Source organism: Streptomyces sp. NBC_00576 (assembly GCF_036345175.1).
Lineage (GTDB): Bacteria > Actinomycetota > Actinomycetes > Streptomycetales > Streptomycetaceae > Streptomyces.
The window spans coordinates 7,584,710-7,605,984 of record NZ_CP107780.1 but is presented as its reverse complement, the minus strand read 5'-3'; the positions used below and the strand labels follow the sequence as shown (position 1 = coordinate 7,605,984).

The following is a 21,275-nucleotide window of genomic DNA, read 5'->3' as shown; positions in this document are numbered from 1 at the left end:
GGGGTCCCCCCTCTGGGGGAGTTTGAGGACGAGCGCGTTCAGCGCGAAGGGGTGTCTGGGGGCACAGCCCCCAGGTTCAGGATGGGACGGGTAGGGGCGGCGGGGGCGAGAATCCCTGCCTAGCTCAGCCGCGCGCCCAGTACAGGCGCGACCGCCTCCGCATACGCGTCGGAGACATGGCTGTCGTCGCGGTAGGCGACCGTGTTGCCCACCAGGACAGGACAGTCGCCCCCGCCCGTGCACAGCCACGGCATGGGGTCGATCACCGTCGCGCCGGACAGCCTCGCCGCGTCCCTCGTCGCCGTTCGGCGGGACCGGTCCCGGATCGCCTCGGGCAGACGCGTCGCGCACCGGTCCAGCCGAAGCGAGTACATCGCGGCGCAGTCGACCGCGTCCGACCGAGGCCAGGGCGTGTCGAGCAGCGCGACGACCTTCGCGCCCGAGGCACCGAGCGCGTCGTATGTCGCGCGGAAACCGTCCGTCCACTGCCGGACGGGGTCGGGCTCCGGGTACAGGGGGTCGCCCGCGTCCGAGGACGAGACGATCACCAGGGCCGGGCGCAGCGCCGCGATCCTCGTGATCGCATTGGCCCGCCAGGTGTCGCAGGCCTCGTACGGTCCGTCGAACCGGCGCAGGGTGACCTTCGCCGCCTTGCACGACGCCTTCGTCAGCGACACCAGCTTCCAACCACGCTCCTTGGCAAGGCGGTTGAGCGCCGGGAACCACTGGGCCGCGTGGGAGTCGCCGAAGAGGACAACGACCTTGCGCGAGGCCGGGTCCCCGTACTCGCACGGCGGGACACTCGTGCTGCCGTACGCCACATGGCAGCCGTCCCGGTAGACCGCCGACCGCGCCGACTTGATCTCGGGGAGGGGCGGGGCGAGGTTGCTGGGCAGACGGGTCGACGATGTCTCCAGGAGCTGGCGCAGCCGTAGTTGCGGGTCCGGTGCGGCGGCCATCTCCTGCCTCAGCGAAGGTGCGGGTCTGCCCGAGTCGATCGGCGGCGGGAACTCGTACGCCGTTACGGCGATCAGTGCCGCGCCCGCCGACAGGCCCGCCCCGAGCCGCAGCGCGCGTCCCGGGCGGCCACGGAATGCCGAGTGGAACCGTACGGGGTTCTCCACCAGCCGCAGGGTCACCCAGGCCAGGGGCAGGGCGAGCGCGCAGAGCAGCAGCGCAAGCCGGACACTGGGCGTTCCGGGGAGTCTGCCCAGCGCCGCCGGGCCTATGAGGAGCAGCGGCCAGTGCCACAGGTACCAGCCGTACGACAGGCCGCCCAACCAGACCAACGGCCGCCTGGCGAGGACCAGTTGGGCGTCGCGGCGGGAAGGTGCGCAACCGCCGGCCAGGACGAGGACCGACCCGAGCACCGGCAGGAGCGCGTGATACCCGGGGAACGGGGTGTCGTTGTCGTAGATGGCGGCAGACACGACTATGCAGGCCAGGCCCGTCCAGGTCATCGGCGCCGCCAGCCTGCCGGGCAGGCCGTGAAGCCGCCCGGCGGACAGGGCCAGCAGTGCGCCGGCGCCCAGTTCCCAGAACCGGGTGTGCGAACCGAAGTACGCCCAGGACGGTGCGTGCTCCGTGACGGCGACACTCAGCCCGAACGACAGCACACAGAGCACGGCGAGCGGCACCGCAAGAAGTTCCCGCCGCCGGCGCGCCAGCCGCCAGCTCAGCAGGAGGAGCAGTGGCCAGAGCAGATAGAACTGCTCCTCCACGGCCAGCGACCAGAAGTGCTGGAACGGCGACGGCGGGCTCCCCTCGGCCAGATAGTCGGTGCCGCTCGCGGCAAGCCGGAGGTTCACCGCGTAGAGCGCGCTGCTCAGCGCGTCCCCGGCGTACTCCTCGAAGCGGACCCTCGACAGGAACAGCCAGGAACCGGCGAGGGTGGCCACGACCACGAGCGTCGACGCGGGGAGGAGACGGAGTGCGCGGCGGGCGTAGAACCTGCGGATCGACAGTCCATCGCTCGTGGCCAACTCGCGTACCAGCAAGGAGGTGATCAGAAAGCCGGAGATGACGAAGAAGACGTCCACACCGACATAGCCGCCGCCGAACCCGCGCACGCGCGCGTGCCCGAGGACCACGAGCGTCACGGCCACGGCACGCAGCCCCTGGATGTCGAGCCGCGGCCCGGCGACGCTTTCGGTCGGTCTCGTCTTCCCATCCGCATCCGCAGTCACATTCATATTCACGCTCGCGCCCATGCTCACGCTCATCAGAGACGGTCACCTGACTCGAACGGTTGTGTCCCTCACCGTCCGGTCACCCAAAATTCCCCGGCCGTCCGCAACCGGCAGCCCCGAAATGACCGGTCCGACGCGTTTGCTACGCTCGCGACGCGTCCCGTGGGGGAAGTCCGGTGAGACTCCGGCGCTGGCCCGCAACGGTATGCACGCCCTCTTTCCGGCCCCTGTCCGGCCAGGACTTCGGCGTGCGAGCCCGATTACCCAAGGTGCGCGTGCCCATGTGACCGCTCGCCGCGGACTGCGAGCCGAGGCGAAGGACCGCCGATCGTGCGCCGAATACCCGTCGTGCCGCTGGCCGTTGGGCTGCTTCTGCTTCTGTTCCTCTCGCTGCTGTGCGGGGTCGGGCTGGGGGCGTCCGGGATCGGCTGGGGCCAGGTGTTCCGGTTCCTGTGGGACGGGGTCACCGGGGGCACCATCCGCGCCGACGACCTTGCCTCCTACACCATCGTCTGGGAGTTGCGGCTGCCCCGGGTGGTGCTCGCCGCCGTGGTCGGGGCCGGGCTCGCGGCTGTCGGGGTGGCCGTGCAGGCCATGGTGCGCAACGCGCTCGCCGATCCGTTCGTGCTGGGGATCTCGTCCGGTGCGGCCGTGGGGGCCAACGCCGTGATTCTGCTGGGGGCCTTCGCCGGGCTCGGGGTGTGGGCGCTGTCCGTGTCCGCCTTCGCCTCCGCGCTGGCCGCCATGGTGCTCGTGTACGCCGTCGCCCGGTCCGCCGCCCATGGGCTGACTCCGCTGCGGCTGATCCTCACCGGGACCGCGCTGGCGTACGGCTTCGAGGCCATCACCACCGTGATGGTGTTCGGGGCAGCCCGGGGTGAGGCGGCCAGGTCGGCGATGATGTGGCTGCTGGGGAGTCTGGGCGGAGCCACCTGGGCGCAGGTGCCCATCGCCGCAGTGACCGTCCTCGCCGGATGGGCGTGGCTCGCCCGGCGCGCCGAGTCGCTCAACGCGCTCGCCATGGGCGACGAGACCGCCGCCGCCCTCGGGGTCCAACCCGCCAGGCTGCGGCGGGAGTTGTTCCTCGTGACCGCCGCCGTGACCGGCACCGTCGTCGCCGTCAGCGGGGCCATCGGCTTCGTCGGACTCATGGTCCCGCATGTCGTACGGATGCTCGTGGGCGCCGATCACCGGCGGGTGCTGGCGGTCGCGCCGCTCGTCGGGGCCGTGCTGCTGGTGTGGGCCGACGTACTGTCCCGGCTGCTGCTCGCGCCGGCCGAGCTGCCCGTCGGGGTGATCACCGCCGTGGTCGGCGTACCGGCGTTCCTGCTGCTGATGCGGCGCGGCGGCTATGCGTTCGGGGGGCGGTGAAGGGGATGCGGCTCGATGTGGAGGGTGTGTCGGTCGACGCGGGGGCCGTACGGCTCGTCGAGGACATCACGCTGCGCGTGGACAGTGGGGCCTTCGTGGGGCTCGTCGGGCCCAACGGCAGCGGGAAGTCCACGCTGTTGCGGTGCGTGTACCGGGCGCTGCGGCCGGCGGGGGGTGCGGTGCTGCTGGACGGGGCGGAGGTGCACGGTATGGAACCTCGGGCCGCCGCCCGGGTGCTCGCCGCGCTGCCCCAGGAGTCGTCCGCCGAGTTCGACTTCACCGTCGCCGAGGTGGTCGCGATGGGGCGGCTGCCTCACCTGGGACGTACGGCCGCCGAGGACCGGGACATCTGCGCCGCCGCCATGGAACGCACCGGCGTCACGCACCTCGCCGACCGCGGGTTCCTCGCCCTCTCCGGCGGCGAGAAGCAACGCGTCCTCATCGCACGGGCGTTGGCCCAGCAGCCGCGTGTCCTCGTCCTCGACGAACCCACCAACCACCTGGACATCGCCCACCAGTTGGACGTTCTGTCCCTGGTCCGGGCCAGCGGCCTGACCGCACTGGCGGCCTTGCACGACCTCAACCTCGCCGCCGCCCACTGCGATCTGCTGTACGTCATCGCCGGGGGCCGGGTCGTCGCGTCGGGCCCGCCGCACGATGTGCTCCAACCGGCCCTGCTGGCCGAGGTGTTCGGGGTGCGCGCCCATCCCGTACGGCACCCGGAGACGGGTGCTGTGCAGCTGCTCTTCGATCTGCTTCCGACGTCGCCCGTTTAAGGAACTACCGGTATGCGCAAGCCAGTTGTCACCGCCCTCCTTCTCTCCGTCCTCGCCGCCGGGTGCGGCGCCCAGGTCGAGAAGCCGTCGGCGAAGGCGTCATCGTCCTCGCCGGCCGTCACCCTCACCAACTGCGGTCAGCGGGTGACGTACGACAGGGTTCCCGAGCGGGTCGTCACGAACGACGTCGGGATCACCGAGCTGATGTTCGCGCTCGGTCTGGAGGACCGGATGGCCGGGTTCGCCATGCCCGACGACAAGGGCGATCTGACCGGCGTGCCGTGGAAGGACGGCTACGACAAGGTGAAATGGCTGTCCAAGCAGCAGCTGACCAAGGAGAACGTCCTCGATGCCCGGGGCGACTGGGTCTTCGCCGGCTGGAACTACGGTTTCCGCGACGACAACGGCTTCACCCCGGACGCGTTGAAGAAGCTCGGCATCCCCTCGTACATCCTCACCGAGTCCTGCCGCAACGGCCGTACGAAGACCTCGCGCGGCATCATGCCGCCGCTGGACGCCCTCTACACCGACCTCACCAACCTCGGAAAGCTCTTCGGCGTCGAGCAGCGCGCGGCCACCCTGATCGCGGACTTCAAGAAGCAGGTCGCGGCGGTGGCGGCGAAGGCCCCGACCGGGAGCGCGCGTCCGAAGGTGTTCCTGTACGACAGCGGCCAGGACGCGCCCTTCACTTCCGGGCGGTACGCCGCTCCCGAGGAGGTCATCAGCAAGGCCGGCGGCGTCAACGTCATGCACGACCTCGACGACTCCTGGACGACGGTGGGCTGGGAGACGGTGGTCGAGCGCGACCCCGACGTCATCGTCATCTGCAACTACGGGGACGTCAGCGCGGAACAGAAGCGCAGGTTCCTGCTGTCGTACGGCCCCCTGAAGAACGTCTCCGCCGTCAAGCACAAGCGGGTCTTCGTCCTCGACTACGTCGACCTCGTCGAGAGCCCGCGCAATCCGTCGGCGATCGCGCGGCTGGGGGCCTATCTGCGGTCGGTGGTGGAGACCAGCCCCACCTCGTAGGCGGTGATCACCAGCTGGACGCGGTCGCGAGCGTCCAGCTTGGCGAGGAGGCGGGTGATGTACGTCTTCGCCGTCGCCATGCTGATGCACAGTTCGGCGGCGATCTCCGTGTTCGACAGGCCCCGGCCGACGAGCGTGAGCACCTCGCGTTCGCGGTCGGTGATGGCCTTCAACTCCCGCTGTTGGACGTGTTGTTGTGGACCGGCGGCGAAGTCCCGGATGAGCCGGCGGGTCACGCTGGGCGCGATCAGGGCGTCCCCGGCGGCCACGATCCGGATCGCCGCGAGGATGTCGTCCAGGGCCATGTCCTTGACCAGGAACCCGGACGCGCCCGCGCGCAGCGCCCCGTACACGTGATCGTCGTCGTCGAAGGTGGTGAGGACGATGATCCGGGTGCCTTCCGTCCCTGCCCCCCGGGTGATGCGACGGGTCGCCTCGATGCCGTCCATACCCGGCATGCGCAGGTCCATCATCACGACATCCGGGGCCAGTTGGTCCACAAGGGCGACCGCCTCCTCGCCGTCGGCGGCCTCGCCCACCACCTCGATGTCCGGCAGGTCGGCGATGACCATGCTCAGGGCCGTACGGATCAGCTGCTGGTCGTCGACGAGGAGAACCCGGATCGTCGTCGTCATCGGACCACCGCCGTGACCGGAATCGGCAGGCTCGCGGCCACCCGGAAGCCGCCCTCGGGGCGCGGTCCGGCCGCGAACTCCCCGTCCAGCAGAGCGACCCGCTCACGCATCCCGGCAAGCCCGAACCCGGTGTCGGTGGCACTCCCCCGGCCCCGTCCGTCGTCGGTGACCTCGATGGCGAGGGCGTCGGCGGACCGGTAGTCGAGGGTGACCCGGCAGGACCGGGCACCGGCATGACGTACGACGTTGGTCACCGACTCCTGCACGATGCGGAACGCCGACAGGTCGACGTCCGGGGGCAGTTCGCGCCGTTCCCCCGCCCACCGCAGGTCTACGCGCACACCGGCGGCGCTCGTCACGGCGGCGAGCCGCTCGATGTCCGCCAACCCGGCCGGTACGCACGCCTGTTGACCGCCACCGGCACCGGATCCCTGGTCCGCGTGCCGCAGTGCGACCAGCATGCGGCGCAGGCCCGCCAGGGTCTCCCGGCCCTCGTGCTCGACCGCCGACATCGCCTCCCGCGCGGCCTCGGGGCGGGTCGCGGCCACCCGGGCAGCCGCGCCCGCCTGGAGGGCGATGATGCCGATGCTGTGGGCGACCGTGTCGTGCATCTCCCTTGCGATGCGCAGGCGTTCGGTGGTGACGGCCTGCTCGGCGGTGCGCGCGGCGAGCTGTTCGGCGTGGGCACGGCCGCGGTTGGCCGCGTCGCCGAGCAGCCAGGCGATCAACGTCACGAGGGCGACGGCGAGTTCGGCCGAGATGCCGACGTGCCAGCCCGCTCCGATCCGTACGGCCAGATAGGCGACGAGCAGCGCGATCGAGAGGGTGACGGCGACGGCTCCGGTACGGCGGGGACGGCCGGCGGCGATGAAGTACACGGCGGTCTGGACCGCCAGGAACTGGGCCATCGGGATCTCCGCCGCGGCCAGGTTGCTCGTCTCGAAGACAGCGGCGGTCAACAGCAGGCACACAGCCGTCAGCGGGCGGCGGGACAGGAGGACGGCGGCGCCGAGCGCGAGGGCGGTGGCCAGGAGCAGCAGCACCAGACCGTCCCAGCGGTAGAGCTGGACGGCCGGCCAGTGATCGGGCTCCAGCTCGCCGGGCAGCCGGACGCGTGTGAGGTACGTGAACAGCGTGCCCCCACACCAGGCGATCGCCGTCCAGGCGCCCGGCGGGACGCGTTTGAGCGGGGGCGGAGGCGGGGTGGCGGGCATGTGCCGATCGTAGGCGGGCCGTTGGGGACGGACATCGGCCCATGGGCGTACAACCTGGGTCGACAGCGGGCGGGTTGGAGTGTCGGCTACGGGGCGATGCCCGGACACCGTCTGCGGCGGGACGGTGTTGTCGTGATCGAAGTCGAAGAACTGACGAAGCGTTACGGGTCGACGACCGCCGTCGACCATCTCTCCTTCACCGTCCGTCCGGGGCACGTCACGGGCTTTCTCGGCCCGAACGGCGCCGGCAAGACCACGACCCTGCGCATGCTGCTGGGCCTCATAGAACCGAGCGGCGGCACCGCCACCGTGGGCGGGCAGCCCTTCCGCCGGCATCCGCGCGGGCTGCGTCACGTCGGCGCGCTCCTCGACGCGGGCGATGTGCACGGCGGACGCACCGCGCGGGCCCATCTGGCGGCCCTCGCGCGCAGCAACCGCATCCCTGGCGGGCGGGTCGACGAGGTCCTGGAGGAGGTGGGGCTGGCGGGGACGGCGGCCCGGCGCCGGATCGGCGGCTACTCGCTGGGCATGCGACAGCGCCTCGGCATCGCCACCGCTCTGCTCGGCGACCCGCCGGTGCTGCTGTTCGACGAACCCCTCAACGGCCTCGACCCGGAAGGTGTGCTGTGGGTACGCCGACTGTTCAGGCGGCTCGCCGCCGAAGGGCGGACCGTCTTCGTCTCCAGCCATCTCATGTCCGAAATGGAGCACACCGCCGACGAGTTGGTGGTGATCGGCCGGGGCGAGCTGATCGCCGCCGAGTCCCTGAAGGCGTTCGCGGCACGCGGCACCCGTATGTCCGTACGCGTACGGACACCGGACCCCGGGGCGCTGGAGACCGTGCTCGTCGCGGAGGGCGCCGAAGTGACGCCGTACGGCGGCCTGGGCGACCCCGGCGGGCAGGGCCTCACCGTGACGGGGGTCAGCCCGGAGCGCATCGGCGACCTCGCCCTGCACCACCGGCTGCCGATCCACGAACTCACCCCGCACAACGCCTCATTGGAGGCCGCCTTCATGGAACTGACCGCCGACAGCGCCGAGTTCCTGGCCGGGGACGACCACCGACGAACCGGAGCACGTTGATGACGACCGCGACAACAGGCCCGAAGACACCCGCCGTTCAGGCACCGCCGATGACAAGGCCGACCACGGCCCGCTTCACCGACCTGCTGGCCGCCGAGTGGATCAAGCTCCGGTCGCTGCGCTCGACCTACTGGGCGCTCGGCGCCAGCTCCCTCGCCATCATCGCCTTCAACGCCAACTCCGCCCGCACCCACTTCGCCAACTATCGCCATATGACGCCCATGATGCGGGACGCCAACGCCGAGTTGGCCCTGCGGGACGCCTTCACCTCCGGCGCCGCGATGATCCTGATCCTCGCGGCGGCGAGCATCGGCGCGATCACGATCGTCGGCGAGTACGGGACGGGGCTGATCCGTACGACGTTCGCGGCCGTGCCGGCCCGCCGTGCGCTGATGGCGGCGAAGGTGACGGTCGTGACGGCGGTCATGACGGTGTACGGAGCGTTCACCGCCGGGGTCTCCTTCGCGGCGACGCAGGCCGTCCTGTCCGGCCGGAACGCCGACGTGGCACTCTCCTACCCGGGCGCCTGGCGGGTGGTCGTCGCGTCGGCCCTGCTGGCGCCGGTCTGTGCGCTGGCCGGCATGGGCCTGGGCGCGGTGATCCGGCACAGTGCTACGACGATGGTGGCCATCACCGGGGTACTGCTCCTCCTGCCCGCCTTCATCACCGACCGCTACCGCTGGACGGCCGCCGTCCGGGACGCGCTGCCCTACAACGCCTGGACCCGGCTGGTGGACGCGTCGTACGGGCACAATCAGCACATCATCTACCCGCGCTTCTATCCCGAGACGGTGACGGGAAGCTGGGTGGCGTTCGGGGCGTGGGCGGTACTTGCGGGGATCGTGGCGGTGGTGGTCGTGGACCGGCGAGACGTCTGAGGAGCAGTGTCTTCGGCCCCGCCGCCCCTACCCGTCCCATCCCGTACCTGGGGGCTGCGCCCCCAGACCGCCGGCCTGCGCTGGTATTTCAGCCTCTCCGGCGTTTGAGGAGCGGGGGTTCGGGGGCGGAGCCCCCGAGGAAGGGACGGGTAGGGGCGGCGGGGGCGAAGGAATTCTCGGTACCCACACCTACCTACAGGCGTACCGTCGGGCAACCGCGTGGAACGCCTCCTTCGGCTCCCAGTGCCAGGGTGAACTCAGGTCGCCTGGACGGTTTTTGACTGCCTTGGCGATGCCGTAGCTCGCCATGTCGAGGTCGTAGCGGGGGCTGTCGGGGCGGTGTTCGGCGTCGGCGGTCCCGAACTCGAAGGCCATTGCCGCGTACAGGCCCATGGACTCGAAGACGTCCAGCAGATCGGTGAGATAGGCGGCCTGGGTGTGTTCGCTGCGCACGAGGTCGCCCTTGATCTCCGGCGGAACCTTGTCGTAGTCGACGACGTACCAGCCCATGCCGCCCGCCTGTGGTGCCCCCTCGTACGTACAGGTACCGAACTCGGTGATGGCCAGCGGCTTGCCCCAGCGCAGGTGGCGACTCAACTCCTTTACGTAGTCCGCCCTGTTGGGGAAGTACGAGTAGTAGTCGATGCCGATGACGTCGAAGAGGTTCCAGTCGACCTTGTCGTCCTGGGCGGCGGCGTAGCTCAGCCGTCCGTGGAAGACGGAACGTCCGACGGCCGCCGCCTTCGCCGTGAAACGGTCCAGGCGGCGCTGCATCCTCTCCCAGTCCACCGTGCCGGCGAGGAGGTTCTCGATCCGCTCCAGGACGGTGTCCCCGGGGACGATGCCCGGTACGAACAGCCAGAACTCGCAGCCCACGCTGAACTCGACACTTGCCCCCTGCCGCCGCAGCCGCTCCGCGTGCCGCCCGGTCTCCGCGAGGTGTTCGAGGATGTCCCGTTCCGGGACGTCTCCGAGGGTCGGTTGCAGCCAGACGTGCATCCCGCGTTCGGCGACCTCGGAGGCGGTGGCGTTCAGCCGCTCGACCCCGTCGCCCGTGACCTCGACGGTGTCGGCGTGCAGGTCGTCGCGGATCGCGCGGATGTCGGCGCGCATACGGGCGCGGTTGAAGCCGGTCGCCGGGGTCTCGCCGTCAACGAGGGTGTAGACGACTCCCCGGCGGGTCAGGCCGCCACCGTGCCGCTCCGCCGCCCGCGCCCCGGCCGCCGGCAGTAACGCCCCCGCGAGCCCGACAGCTGCGGTGCCTGCCAGGAACTGCGCCCGGCTGATCCCTGTCTTCCTGGTCTTCTCCATGTCTTCACTGTTCCGGGGCAGGGCACACCCCGCCGTCCCCCGAAGGTCTACGGCAGCGCAACCAAGGTATGGGGAGCGGGCGTCGATCATGGTAGATCGTCAAAGGACCCCGACAGAGGAGAGCAAGATCTTAGGCACCACGAAGGCCCCCGTGAAGTTCCGGCCGACCCGACGCACCCTGCTCACCGCCGGCGCGGCAACGGCGGCGAGCCTTCTGGCGGGCACGCCCGCGCAGGCGGCGGAAGCAACCACCACCGACCCCGACGTCACCGCCCGCCTGCGCGCCCTGGAGGCCGAACACGGCGCCCGCGTAGGTGTGTTCGCGCACAACCTCGGTACGAAGCAGACGGTCCGGCACCGCGCCGACGAACGTTTCCCGGTCTGCTCGCTCTTCAAGACCCTCGCGGCGGCGGCCGTACTGCGCGACCTGGACCGCGCCGGCGAAGTCCTGTCCAAGCGCGTCCACTACACGGCCGACGACCTGGTCGACGGCTCGACGCAGACCGAGGAGCACCTCGCCGAGGGCATGACGGTCGCCGAACTCGCCGATGTGGCCATCCGGTTCAGCGACAACACGGCCGGCAACCTGCTCCTGCGCGAACTGCGCGGCCCCACCGCGATCACCCGCTTCGCCCGCTCGGTCGGCGACCCGGTGACGCGCCTCGACCGGTGGGAGACCGAGCTCAACTCGGCCGAGCCGTGGCGGATCACGGACACGACGACGCCGTACGCGATCGGCCGTACGTACGCCCGTCTCGTCCTCGGTGACGCGCTGAACCGTCCGGACCGCGCACTCCTCACCCACTGGCTGCTGAACAACACGACCAGCGGCAACCGTTTCCGCCTCGCCCTGCCCCCGACCTGGACGATCGCCGACAAGACGGGCGCGGGTTCCTACGGCACGAACAACAACGTGGGCATCGCCTGGACGCAGGACGGCACGCCGATCGTCCTGGCCGTCCAGACGGCCAAGCCCGACCAGGACGCCGCCGCCGACCACCCTCTGGTGGCCAAGACGGCGGGCGTGCTGGCGGAGGCGCTGAGCTGACGGCCGTACAGCCGTCAGCCGGTAGCCGGTAGCCGGGTAGCCGTTACGCGGAACCCGAACCCGCGCCGGAGGCACCAGGGGCCGTGCTGGGCGGGCTGGCAGGCTCCGTGGCGTCCCAGATGACGTTGAACCGGTTGACCCGCTCCTCGATGTGCTCCCTTTCCGTCTTGAGGGTGGTCTCGGCCGGCTTCTGGTCCACGTCCGGCGCCGTTTCGTAGCAGAGTTCACCGTCGAAGACGATGAAGTCGTTCGTCATGCGGAGCCGGGCGCTGGGCGGCAGCAGCTCCCGGACCGCGATCCGCGTCTCGATGCCCAGGTCCCGGTGGCTCTGGCAGATCCGCTCCAGTTCCTCGTTGGCCTCCGTCCGGGTCCTGACCAGGAACAGCCGCCGGACCTTCACTCCCCGGTGCAGGATCGCGTCCTCCTGCGCCTTCAGATAGCGGGTCGCGGCCTCGCTGTACCAGAACTGCCGGTCCAGGTCGGTGCTGGTGGCGTCGATCGACGTCTCGACACAGGAGGTGAGATCGATCAGCCAGTCGTTGTTCTCGCCCATGCAGGTCACGCTGCCGGAGCTGAGGTTCTCCATCTGGGTGGCGAGACGGCCGATCTCCTCCTGCGAGAAGGTCTTCACCAGTTCGGACTCCTGGTGCCCCAACTGCGTGTAGGCGCGGGCCAGTCGGGTCACGCCGTCGGAGCGGAGCACCGAACGGTCCACCTGGCTGAAGAGTTCGGTCGCCTCGTTGATCCCCGCGAAGCTCTTCTCGACCGCGGCCCGCAGTTCCCCGTGGTGGGTGGAGAGGCTCTGTTCCATCGAGTTGAGTCGTTCCTCGAAGTCCACCAGATACTGGACGATCAGGGCCGCGCCGCCGATGACGATGGTGACCGTCAGTTTCCAGACTTCGTCCGCGTGCCGGTTGAGCACGTTGGTGAGTACGTAGGTGCTCGCGGACACCAGGGCCGTGATCAGCGTCTTGCGCAGCAGCTTGGAGTTGCGCTCCTGTCGCCCGGCCGCGGCCTGCAGCTGTGCCTGTGCTTGTGCCTGTTGCGCCAGCTGTGCCTGCTGGGCCTGTTGTGCTCGTCGTGCCTGTATTGCTCCGTTCACCTCAACCTCCCCCGTCGGGTGTTGCGAAGTTTCGGCGTCAGCTCATGGCCAGCGCCTTGTGCAGTAACGGAATGGCCTGGACGGCCAGTTGATCGCGGATGCGCTGGACCAGGGTCTGCCACTGGCGGGTGAAACCCGGTTCCTGTTCGAGTACGTCCCACAGTCGGCCGAGATCCCGGTCCACTCGGGCGCGTGGCATCCACACGTGCAGCAGGTGGTCGACGGCGGGGCGGAGCGCGAGGATCGCCTCCGGCCCGTCCACCGGCCCGGTCCGGCTGCGGTCGAGCATGCGGACCACGGTCGTGAGCAGCCAGTCGTGCAGCGCGAAGTCCTCGCAGAGTCCTGCCACCGCGGCCGCCTGCGTACCGTCCGGCACCCGCAACCGCACGGTCCGCAGGCCCTCTTCGGCCACTATGAAGCTCTCGATCGACGCCCCCGCGCCGTCCGGAGCCCGCAGTGCAGCCCAACGCAGGTGTGTGCGCCGGGACTTGAAGGGAACCTTCTGGTCGAGCAGCGGATGCCTCAGCAGTTGGGCGAGCAGGCTCTCGGCGATCATCCCGAGGTCCAGCGCTCCTCGCTGGCTGTCTTTCAGAACTCCTTCCACGACGGCCTGTTCGGGCAGTTTCCCGAAGGGTTCGAGAACTCCGGGCTGTACGAGATAGTGCCCCCACGGCCGGCGTACGTCGGGTCCCGTGGCCGGGATCCGGAAGTAGGCCGTGGTCTGCAGCACGCGCCCCTCGGTGAGCGCGGCGCGGGCGGCCACCGTGCCGACGGCCCGGACCCTGGCGCCGTTGGCGGTGGGCAGCGGACAGTCGACGCCCGTGAGCACGTCCGGTGAGAGCGCGTACAGGTTGGGGCGCTCGGAGACCCGGACGCGTTCGTCGGCGCGCAGCCTGAGCAGTTGGGCGGCGGTGCGGCTGTCCAGTGCCTGGAAGGCGGGCAGCAGACAGGTGCGCACCTCGCCGCAGGCGAGGACGGGGGCCGCGGTCTCCGCACGGGGCCTCATGTCAGGGCTCCTCGTAGAAGACGTACGTGACACGCTGGGCGACCGCCTCGGGCACCGGCGCGCCCTCGCGGACGGAGCGCTCGTCGACCTGGGCCAGCGCCCCGTCGTCCACATCGACCTGGTCGAGGATGAGCCGGACGGCGTCCTCGACGGCCAGGAAGCGGTTCGGCACCAGGGTGCAGGTGCGGTAGGCGCTGAACGGCGCTGCGGAGTCGGTGAGTTGGAGAAGCGGCGGCAGTTCGTCCCAGTCGTGGGGGAAGCCCCCGGTGGGCCGGGCGCGCGGAACCAGCACGGGTTCCCCGCCGTGGCGCAGCAGTCCGAGCCGGGCCAGCTGCCAGACGGCGGCGAGGAACGGGCAGGACCACAGGCGTCCGCCGTCCCGCTGCGACCACAGTTCGACGTCCATGAAGACGGAGTGGACCCGGGCCGCGGTCTCGTGCGGTGGCTGCCACTCGGTGACCTCGGCCATGGCGGTGCGTGCGCCGGGGGTGCGCTGCCCGTTGGCGAGCCAGCCGGTGTCGCCGACCGGCGGGCGGGAGCCGTAGGTGCCCGGCGGCGGGGACTCGACGAGGCGGTGCATCACGGATTCGGCCAGCTCGACCTTGTCGGCGACGGCGCAGCCCGACTCGCGGGCCAGGTAGTCGATGGTGAGTCCGGCCCGGTCTGCCTCTTCGAGGACCAGCGGGATCAGTTCGGCGGGGGTGGAGAAGCGGGTGAAGTAGTCGTCGATGAGGAAACAGGTGCTGATCCGGGGCCGTTTGCCGCCCAGTCGCCGGGCGGCGGAAGCCTTGGCGGCGTCCACCCAGATCCGTACCTCCGCGAAGTGCTCGCGCAGCCGCTCGGGGCCGACCGCGAAGTCCTCCATGTACAAGTGGCCCAGTTCCAGGGACAGATGGGACAGCGGTACGGACTGGGTACGGGGTTCGGCCGCGGTCTCGCGGAACACGGGGCCGGTCACGGCTGCCCCCAGTACTTGTCGTCGGTGAGCCGGCCGGCGAGGTCGCTCATCGCCTGCCAGGTCTCCATGTTGGCGATCTGGCTGTCGAGGACGTCCTCGTCGGTGATGAGCTGCTCGCGCCACTGCAGAACGGGCTCCAGCGGTACGGAGCCCAGCACTTGCGTATATCCGATACCGCGGTTGGAGGCGAGCGACTGGAGGTCGGCGTCGCATTCGCGCATCCACGCCGACTGGGTGGGCGCCACCTGCGACCACAGTGACGACTCGGGATCGGGTACGGCGGCCCGTACGAAGCGGATGGCGCCGCGCAGCGCCTCCTCCGTGTGGCCCCGGGCGATACCGCCGGCCATGATGCCGCGCGGGCCGAAGACCAACCCGGCGGCGGCCATCACATGCTGGCGGGTCCAGCGGTGGAAGACCAGCCAGCGGGCCTCGATGCCGCGCAACTGCGGTTCCGCGGTGGCTTTGAGGGCCATTTCGACGGCGTAGCTGCGGCCGGCGCTCAGGTCGACGATGATCAGGTCGAACTCGCTGTTGAGCCGCAGCAGCAGGTCGACGCAGCGGCGCAGGTTCTCGCCGGTGGTGGAGAACTCGCCGCCGCCGAGGTCACCGGGCATGAGGACGAGGCGGCCGGAGCCGGGCGGCCGGTTGGTCAGCACCCGGTGTTCGGTCTGGGCCCAGACATCGACGCGGGCCGGTTCGCCGACGTCGCCCTCCAGATAGGAGTGCAGGCCGCGGTCGCCGACCTCACGCTGCGCTATGTCGACGTCGAAGACGGCGGCGGCCGTGGGTGAGCCGAAGTCGAAGTCCAGGTAGCAGACGTCGTCACCGGCGAGCGCCCGGTGGTAGGCGAGGTTGGCACTGGTGACCGAGCGGCCCGTGCCTCCCTTGTCGGAGGCGGCGAAGATGAGCACGGTTCACGCCCCCTGGGTCGCCGCGTCGCGGGCCCGGGCGAGGGCGTCGAGCTGTCCGAGCACATCGAGGGTCAACGCGCAGGAGGTGCCGGGCTGTTCGTCGATGAGCTGCCTGGCCCGGCGCAGTTTTACCTCGATGCCCTTGAGGTCCATACCGCGCCTGCCGTCGGAGGCGGGCGCCGGCTCCATCTGTTCGTTGCCCAGCAGATGGGTCGACTCGCTGAGCAACGCCCTTGCCAGTACGCCGAGTTCGGCGCTCCGGATCGGTGGCTGCCGGTACAGCTGGTGGGCGCTGACCAGGCATTCGGTGACGCGCTCGGTGACGCTCCAGGACACGGGGCGGTCGGTGGCGGGCGACTCGGGATAGACGGCGTGCACGTTGTCCCACAGGTCGACGCCGTCGCCGTCGCCGATCCGGCGCCTCCACATGTGCCCGAAGATGTCCTCGGCCAGCCGCAGCAGCCGGTCGTGCGAGACGAGGTTGCGCGAGAGGGTGCACAACTGGATGGTCCGCTTGAGGAGTTGCGCGGAGAAGTCGTTCATCCGCCACTGCATGGGCGGCCCTATGCGTTCACTGCCCTGGAGCGGCAGGATGATCCCCGGATTGTGCAGCTCAACGGCCTTGTCCCGGCCGGTCATCCGGCTGGTGATGCGCCCGCGTTCGGCGAGCCGCTCCATGATGCCGACCGTGCGGGTGAGGTCGTCGTCGGTGGCCCGGCGGCGGACCAGGTCGTGTACGAGGATGGCGGCGACGGAGAGGGAGAAGTACTCGGACTCCAGCTTCTGTCCTGTCGTACGCCAGGGAATGTCCTCCAGGGGCCAGCGGTCGGCGTCGAAGCGGGCGATGGCCGACCAGTACTGCTGGGTGATCTCCCAGCGCAGTCGTAACGCCTCGGCGAGCTTCTGCTGTTCGGTGTTGAGCAGGCCCAGGGTCAGGGTGCGGTCGGAGAACAGGTCCTGGATGCCGTCGAGGGCGACGACGGTGAAGTAGAGGTAGGGCACAGCATTGGCGACGCCGGGCGGCTGGGGGCCGATCGCTTCCTCGGTCTCCACCTCGGGCGCGTCCTTGACGAGGCTCCAGGCCCAGCCGCACTCGAAGAGCTGGTTCTGGTCCGCGAGGCCTTCCTCGACGTCGACACCGAGGACGAGGCTCTCGCTGACGATGGCGCGCAGGGCCTCGAAGCGGCGCTGGAACTTCTGCAGGACCATCCGCTGGGACAGCCGCCCCTGGCCGAGGAGTTCGGCGAGTGTTCTGCCCTGCGAGGAGTCCATGTCGAAGACGTTGACGGTGAACGAACGCAGCAGACTCACCATGGCCGCCGTCAGCCTGACGCTGGTGGCCGCCCGAAGCTCCTGGATGAGTTCCAGCACCTCGGTGCGGCGCGTCTTCGTCTCGTAGATCTTGAGGAAGCCAAGTGTGGCGAGGCAGAGAGTGACCGACATCGAATAGCTGTCCACTACCCCGAGTTCACGCTGTTCAGGGGTGAGATCCTGGGCGCTGTCCCGGGAGTGGAAGTAGTAACCGCCCGCGAAGGTCGGTCTCTTGTCGTCCCCGGTGTGGTTGCGCATGAACTCGGCCGTGGCCGTCAGCACGTTCACCGGGATCTCCAGCCGGCCACCGGCCCTCCGGAGCGCCTTCTGGACGTCGTCCTGTGTCGTGTCCGGGTCGTCGATCCGGAACGCCGGAATCTCGGTGGCCGGGTAGAGCAGACAGAGCAGCCGTTCGGCATCGGCCACGCTGCTCTGCCCACCCCACTTGCCCCAGGCCCAGCCGCCACTGTCGAACGAGTGACGACCAACCGCCTGCCAGACGTCCAGCAGATGCTGGCGTGGCTTGATCTGCATGCCATGCCCCTCACAAGGCCGCGCTGCCATGTTTTGTTGGGAGTTACTACAGGTTGTTCGCAGGCACTGCTGGCCAGCTGCCTAGCATTCCGGAATATCGTCATCCGAATTTCGGCGGCCATAGGCGACGATCATGCCCGAATAGCCCGCCCGTAGATTTACCGGAGTCCTGAGCCGCTCAACCCGAAGCGGGCCGATCTTTCCGGCGAAGGGCTCCAGGCTTTTCTGCACCTCGGACTCGCTCACGTCACACGCGGGGAAGAACGCGTCGCCCACGCGATACCCCTCCGAATGCTCCATGAACGCCGCGAAGAAAGGCGCTCCGGGCGCCAGCGCACGCATGAAGCTCGCCACACCCCGGCCGAACTCCTCGTGCGAGGTGGTCATCGACTCCGCGACGAAGAACATGGTCCCCATCGACCACAGACCCTGTCGTTCGCCGACCTGTTCCCCCAGGTCGGAGTCGAGGATGTTGCCGGACTCGACGCGCACGACCTCGCGGAACCGCTCCCTCGGATCGCCCTCGAACCCGGCGTATTCAGGGCTCTCGCACAGGACGTCCCAGAACTGGTCCCAGTTCGTGTCGTACGCCTCGGCCGTCAACTGGCCCTTCAGATAGGCCAGGTTCCGGGGTGAGCGCTCGAAGAGCGTGATCTCCTTGCACCACGGCAGCATGGCGAGCGCGGGGTAAAGGTTGGCACCCGCGCCTACGTCGATGCCGACCACCGGACCGGGATGTTCACGGAAGTACTTACCGAAGTGATCACGCATGATCGAGATGATCTCGGCGTCCTCGTCCTGCAACTTGTGATAGTTGTCAGCGACATACGCGAGCGAGTCAAATTCCGGCCAAGGCGCCTGCGCATTGAGCACGGCTGGCCTGCGTTTTTCCCCCGGCGTTCCCAAGTCCATGGTTCACGATATCAACATCACGGGCACTACGGAGCCCCCCTGACAGAACGTGAACGACCCTGCGAAATAACTGTGACCTCACGTTGGACCTGAATGCGCCTTGAGTGACCGGATCAGATCGCGTAATGCTGGTCGGAATCCGTCGATCACCTGCCGAACGCAGGCGAAACACAGAGAACGCACCGTCCCGCCCGTACCACCCGTACGGGTGTCAACGTGTCTTTACTTCGCGCCGCAGGGGGACGCATGAGCACTCTTCCAGCAGATGGTTTTCGGACACCTGCCGCGAGCCGACCGCCGCGCATCCGCCAGGTCGAGGAGACAGATCTGCCCGAGCTGGTCCGGCTGGACGAGGAGGCGTTCCCCGAAGGCCCGTACCCCTTCTTCACGCTTCGCCAGCTCTTCGACCTGTACCCCGATCACCTGCTCGTCCTCGACGGCGGCGAGAACGGCCTGCACGGATACGTCCTGGTCGGCATGCCCCGGAACCCCGACCGCGGCTGGATACTGAGCCTCGGAGTCACCCGCGACCAGCGCGGGCGCGGACACGGCCGGCAACTGATGGAGGAGGTGCTGCGCCGACTGCGCGACGATGCCGTGCGCGAGGTGCTGTTGACGGTCGAGCCGACCAACACCGCCGCAATAGAGCTCTACCGGTCACTCGGCTTCACGGCTGAATCCGCCCCGCGCAAGGACTACTTCGGGCCGAATGCCGACCGAGTGGTCATGACGCTGCACCTGTGAGACGCCCACCGCCTCACCCGCCCCGACGGACGTACCGCCGCCGCCGGGGCGTCTCCACGGCATACCGGTCGTACTCCGCCCGCACATAGGCCCACCGCCAGACACGCCGGCGCAGTCCCCGAACGCCCCCGCCCACCCTCGCACGCGACCTCCCCCGCTCACCCGCCCGCCCGCTCCCACACCTCGACCAGGGCCGCGCGGGCGTCCACGCGATCCTTCGGAGCCGGAAGTCGGGCCCACGCGGCCAGCGGAACTCCCAGGGAGACTCCGGGAGTCGGCTGCCGAGGAGATGGACGGCGTACGAGGGGGCCTGTGCCGTCGCGTCGAGGGGCCGGCACAGGCCACGCCCCCGGGCCAGGCGCCCGGAGGGCAGCGCAGTACGCCCGGAGCCCGCTCGTCCCATGGCCCGGCAGCCGGCTCATCCACTCTCTGGTCCACTGGCTCAGCCACCCCTCTGGTTCACTGGCTCAGCCACCTGCTGGTTCGCTGGCTCAGCCACCCTCTGGTCCACTGGCTCAGCCACCTGCCGGCCCAGTGGCTCACCCACCGACCCATTCGAACTCGTTCCCGAACCCCGGGCAACCGATTCCGGGGAAACGGTGGTCTGGTGGGCGAGGGGGTACTTGATGCAGGCCGAACAAGAGGCCCAGTTCCATGAATTCGTCAGAGCGCGGTGGTCCCATCTGGTGCGGACCGCGTATCTGCTGACCGGCGACGCCCATCACGCCGAGGACCTGACGCAGACGGCGCTGGCGAAGGCGTACCGCTCCTGGCGGCGGGTCTCCCGCACCGACAATCCGGAGGCGTACGTCCGCCGGATGCTGGTCAGTTGCAACAGCGACCGGTTCCGCAAGAGGCGGGTGCGGGAGGCGCTGACCGACGCACCGCCCGACGTGGTGGGCCGGGACGAGGCCGTCTCATGGGCCGACGAGCGCAGCGCGCTGCTCGGTGCCCTCGCCCAACTGCCGCCCAAGCAACGGGCGGTGGTCGTTCTGCGCTACTGGGAGGACCTGTCCGAGGGAGAGGTCGCCGACACGCTCGGCTGCTCCCAGGGCACGGTCAAGAGCCAGGCGTCCAAGGGGCTGGCGAAGTTGCGTTCGTATCCGGGGCTCGCACAGGTCGTGGGCCGGCCCGAGCCCAGTCAGACGTCACACGTTCGGGAAGGCGTCCGGTGAACGGGGAACAGCAGCCGGAACGACAGCCGGACCAGCAGCCGGACCAGCCAGGACAGTCACAAGAAGCAGGCCAGCACGTGGGAAACGAACACGGGAAGGACTTCGAGGCACAGGTGCGCGAAATGATGGCGGAGGACGCCTACACCATCCGGCCCTCAGCGGCGCCGTATCCGGCGATCCGCCGCAAGGGCGCGACCGAGCGGCGACGGCGAGTGGCAGCGGCCGGCGCGGTCCTGGTCGCGCTGGCGGCGGCGCCCGTGGGGGCGTACGCGCTGAGCGGGAACGGCGGCGACGGGAGCGTGAACACGGCGGCGCCACTGCCGTCGGCCGACGTCTCGCAGGGGACGAAGCCGACTCCCGTACAGTCGGCGCCCGTTGGACCGGCCGGACCGGCGACGCCGGGGCAGCTGCTCGACGGGATCACGCTGGCGCAGGCCTCGGACGGCCTGGAAAAGTGCATCGCCCGGCAACTTGAGGGCCAGAAGGGCATGTCGTCCAAGATGCCGCGGCCCGATCTGGGCGACGCCGCCGACTACCGGATCATCCTGGCCATGAACAGCACCGGCGACTCCAACGCACCCGGCGACGGCATCTACGTCGTCGCCGTCAAGGAGCAGACGAAGCAGCCGCAGCTGACCCGACTGATCTGCAACATCAAGGACGGCAAGGCCGAGGGCGCCAACATCAGTGCCGGCGGCCTGGAGTTCGACAACGGCGGCCCGGTCATGCCCGACGACAACGGCAAGCTCGACCGGCAGTCGTTCATCGACAAGGGCAACTGGAAGCTGCCCTTCCGCTGGGGCGCCATCGGCCGGGTCGAGTCCTCCGTGACCAAGGTGACCGTCTCCTACGGCGGCAGCACCAGCGAAGCCGCCCTGGACCACGGCTGGTTCGTGGCCTCCGGCACCCTGAACCAGCAGGTCACCCTGGCTCCGCACATCAAGGGCTACGACAACACGGGCAAGGTCGTCTACGACTCGGACAACGACGCGGGGTACGAGAAGACGCTGCCGTAGACCAGGGCCGCGACGGGAAGTGACGGGGGCGCCGTACAGGGGTCGGCGCCCCCTTTCACGTGCCGGCGC

19 protein-coding genes and 1 pseudogene are annotated in these 21,275 nt (G+C 69.7%); 9 read left to right on the top strand and 11 right to left on the bottom strand.

The annotated features are described in order from the left end of the window. Positions 1-119 precede the first annotated feature (119 nt). Positions 120-2,222, bottom strand: a complete 2,103-nt coding sequence (locus OG734_RS33130) for an acyltransferase family protein (RefSeq protein WP_330291101.1) — start codon at positions 2,220-2,222, stop codon at positions 120-122. A 297-nt stretch (positions 2,223-2,519) separates the two neighbouring features. Between OG734_RS33130 and OG734_RS33125 the strand changes: the two genes are divergently transcribed. Genes OG734_RS33125 through OG734_RS33115 form a run of 3 tightly spaced genes read left to right on the top strand, consistent with a single transcriptional unit; the run spans position 2,520 to position 5,365 of the window. Continuing rightward, positions 2,520-3,560 carry a FecCD family ABC transporter permease gene (locus OG734_RS33125; RefSeq protein WP_330291100.1) on the top strand — a complete coding sequence of 347 codons (1,041 nt, stop codon included), beginning with the start codon at positions 2,520-2,522 and terminating at the stop codon, positions 3,558-3,560. A 5-nt stretch (positions 3,561-3,565) separates the two neighbouring features. Continuing rightward, positions 3,566-4,336, top strand: a complete 771-nt coding sequence (locus tag OG734_RS33120) for an ABC transporter ATP-binding protein (protein ID WP_330291099.1) — start codon at positions 3,566-3,568, stop codon at positions 4,334-4,336. Positions 4,337-4,348: 12 nt separating this feature from the next. Then, on the top strand, positions 4,349-5,365 hold the full coding sequence (locus OG734_RS33115) for an ABC transporter substrate-binding protein (RefSeq protein ID WP_330291098.1): 1,017 nt from the start codon (positions 4,349-4,351) through the stop codon (positions 5,363-5,365). Here OG734_RS33115 and OG734_RS33110 read toward each other — a convergent pair. Together OG734_RS33110 and OG734_RS33105 are read right to left on the bottom strand one after the other, a co-directional pair. After that, positions 5,326-6,000, bottom strand: a complete 675-nt coding sequence (locus OG734_RS33110) for a response regulator transcription factor (protein ID WP_330291097.1) — start codon at positions 5,998-6,000, stop codon at positions 5,326-5,328. The genes OG734_RS33115 and OG734_RS33110 overlap by 40 nt on opposite strands. Next, positions 5,997-7,214 (bottom strand): sensor histidine kinase, encoded by a 1,218-nt coding sequence (locus OG734_RS33105; RefSeq protein ID WP_330291096.1) that lies wholly within the window; start codon positions 7,212-7,214, stop codon positions 5,997-5,999. The genes OG734_RS33110 and OG734_RS33105 overlap by 4 nt, the downstream gene beginning before the upstream one ends. Positions 7,215-7,346: 132 nt before the next feature. On the opposite strand from OG734_RS33105, the gene OG734_RS33100 reads away from it, so the two are divergent. Continuing rightward, a complete protein-coding gene (locus OG734_RS33100; protein ID WP_330291095.1) occupies positions 7,347-8,297 on the top strand; it encodes an ABC transporter ATP-binding protein in 951 nt (316 codons plus the stop codon). A 50-nt stretch (positions 8,298-8,347) separates the two neighbouring features. Then, the gene (locus OG734_RS33095; protein ID WP_330291094.1) at positions 8,348-9,175 is read left to right on the top strand and encodes an ABC transporter permease subunit; all 828 of its coding nucleotides are present in this window, start codon (positions 8,348-8,350) and stop codon (positions 9,173-9,175) included. A 189-nt stretch (positions 9,176-9,364) separates the two neighbouring features. On the opposite strand, the gene OG734_RS33090 is transcribed toward OG734_RS33095, so the two are convergent. Next, a complete protein-coding gene (locus OG734_RS33090; RefSeq protein ID WP_330291093.1) occupies positions 9,365-10,486 on the bottom strand; it encodes an abortive phage infection protein in 1,122 nt (373 codons plus the stop codon). A gap of 88 nt (positions 10,487-10,574) precedes the next feature. Here OG734_RS33090 and bla point away from each other — a divergent pair, with 88 nt between their 5' ends. After that, positions 10,575-11,534 carry a class A beta-lactamase gene (gene bla, locus OG734_RS33085; protein WP_443064964.1) on the top strand — a complete coding sequence of 320 codons (960 nt, stop codon included), beginning with the start codon at positions 10,575-10,577 and terminating at the stop codon, positions 11,532-11,534. A 43-nt stretch (positions 11,535-11,577) separates the two neighbouring features. Here the strand turns inward: bla and OG734_RS33080 are convergent, their stop codons facing one another. From OG734_RS33080 to OG734_RS33055, 6 genes are all read right to left on the bottom strand, one after another. Beyond that, a complete protein-coding gene (locus tag OG734_RS33080; RefSeq protein WP_330291091.1) occupies positions 11,578-12,636 on the bottom strand; it encodes a DUF6879 family protein in 1,059 nt (352 codons plus the stop codon). Positions 12,637-12,673: 37 nt separating this feature from the next. After that, positions 12,674-13,642 carry an SCO2521 family protein gene (locus OG734_RS33075; RefSeq protein WP_330291090.1) on the bottom strand — a complete coding sequence of 323 codons (969 nt, stop codon included), beginning with the start codon at positions 13,640-13,642 and terminating at the stop codon, positions 12,674-12,676. A 1-nt stretch (position 13,643) separates the two neighbouring features. Beyond that, positions 13,644-14,600, bottom strand: coding sequence for an SCO2522 family protein (locus OG734_RS33070; RefSeq protein ID WP_330291089.1), 957 nt, complete (start codon positions 14,598-14,600; stop codon positions 13,644-13,646). Next, a complete protein-coding gene (locus tag OG734_RS33065; RefSeq protein WP_330291088.1) occupies positions 14,597-15,514 on the bottom strand; it encodes an SCO2523 family variant P-loop protein in 918 nt (305 codons plus the stop codon). Before OG734_RS33065 ends, OG734_RS33070 begins: the two co-directional genes overlap by 4 nt. A gap of 3 nt (positions 15,515-15,517) precedes the next feature. Then, entirely contained in the window at positions 15,518-17,359 is a 1,842-nt protein-coding gene (locus OG734_RS33060; protein WP_330291087.1) for an SCO2524 family protein, read from the bottom strand. Between the two features lie 81 nt (positions 17,360-17,440). Next, a complete protein-coding gene (locus OG734_RS33055) occupies positions 17,441-18,271 on the bottom strand; it encodes an SCO2525 family SAM-dependent methyltransferase (RefSeq protein WP_330291086.1) in 831 nt (276 codons plus the stop codon). Between the two features lie 246 nt (positions 18,272-18,517). Here OG734_RS33055 and OG734_RS33050 point away from each other — a divergent pair, with 246 nt between their 5' ends. Then, positions 18,518-19,015 (top strand): GNAT family N-acetyltransferase, encoded by a 498-nt coding sequence (locus tag OG734_RS33050; RefSeq protein ID WP_330291085.1) that lies wholly within the window; start codon positions 18,518-18,520, stop codon positions 19,013-19,015. A gap of 13 nt (positions 19,016-19,028) precedes the next feature. Here OG734_RS33050 and OG734_RS33045 read toward each other — a convergent pair. Further along, positions 19,029-19,441, bottom strand: a pseudogene (locus tag OG734_RS33045) (protein phosphatase). Between the two features lie 200 nt (positions 19,442-19,641). Here OG734_RS33045 and OG734_RS33040 point away from each other — a divergent pair. Both OG734_RS33040 and OG734_RS33035 read left to right on the top strand, forming a co-directional pair. Next, entirely contained in the window at positions 19,642-20,190 is a 549-nt protein-coding gene (locus OG734_RS33040) for a SigE family RNA polymerase sigma factor (RefSeq protein ID WP_330291084.1), read from the top strand. Positions 20,191-20,267: 77 nt separating this feature from the next. Next, positions 20,268-21,206 (top strand): hypothetical protein, encoded by a 939-nt coding sequence (locus OG734_RS33035; RefSeq protein ID WP_330291083.1) that lies wholly within the window; start codon positions 20,268-20,270, stop codon positions 21,204-21,206. Positions 21,207-21,275 lie beyond the last annotated feature (69 nt).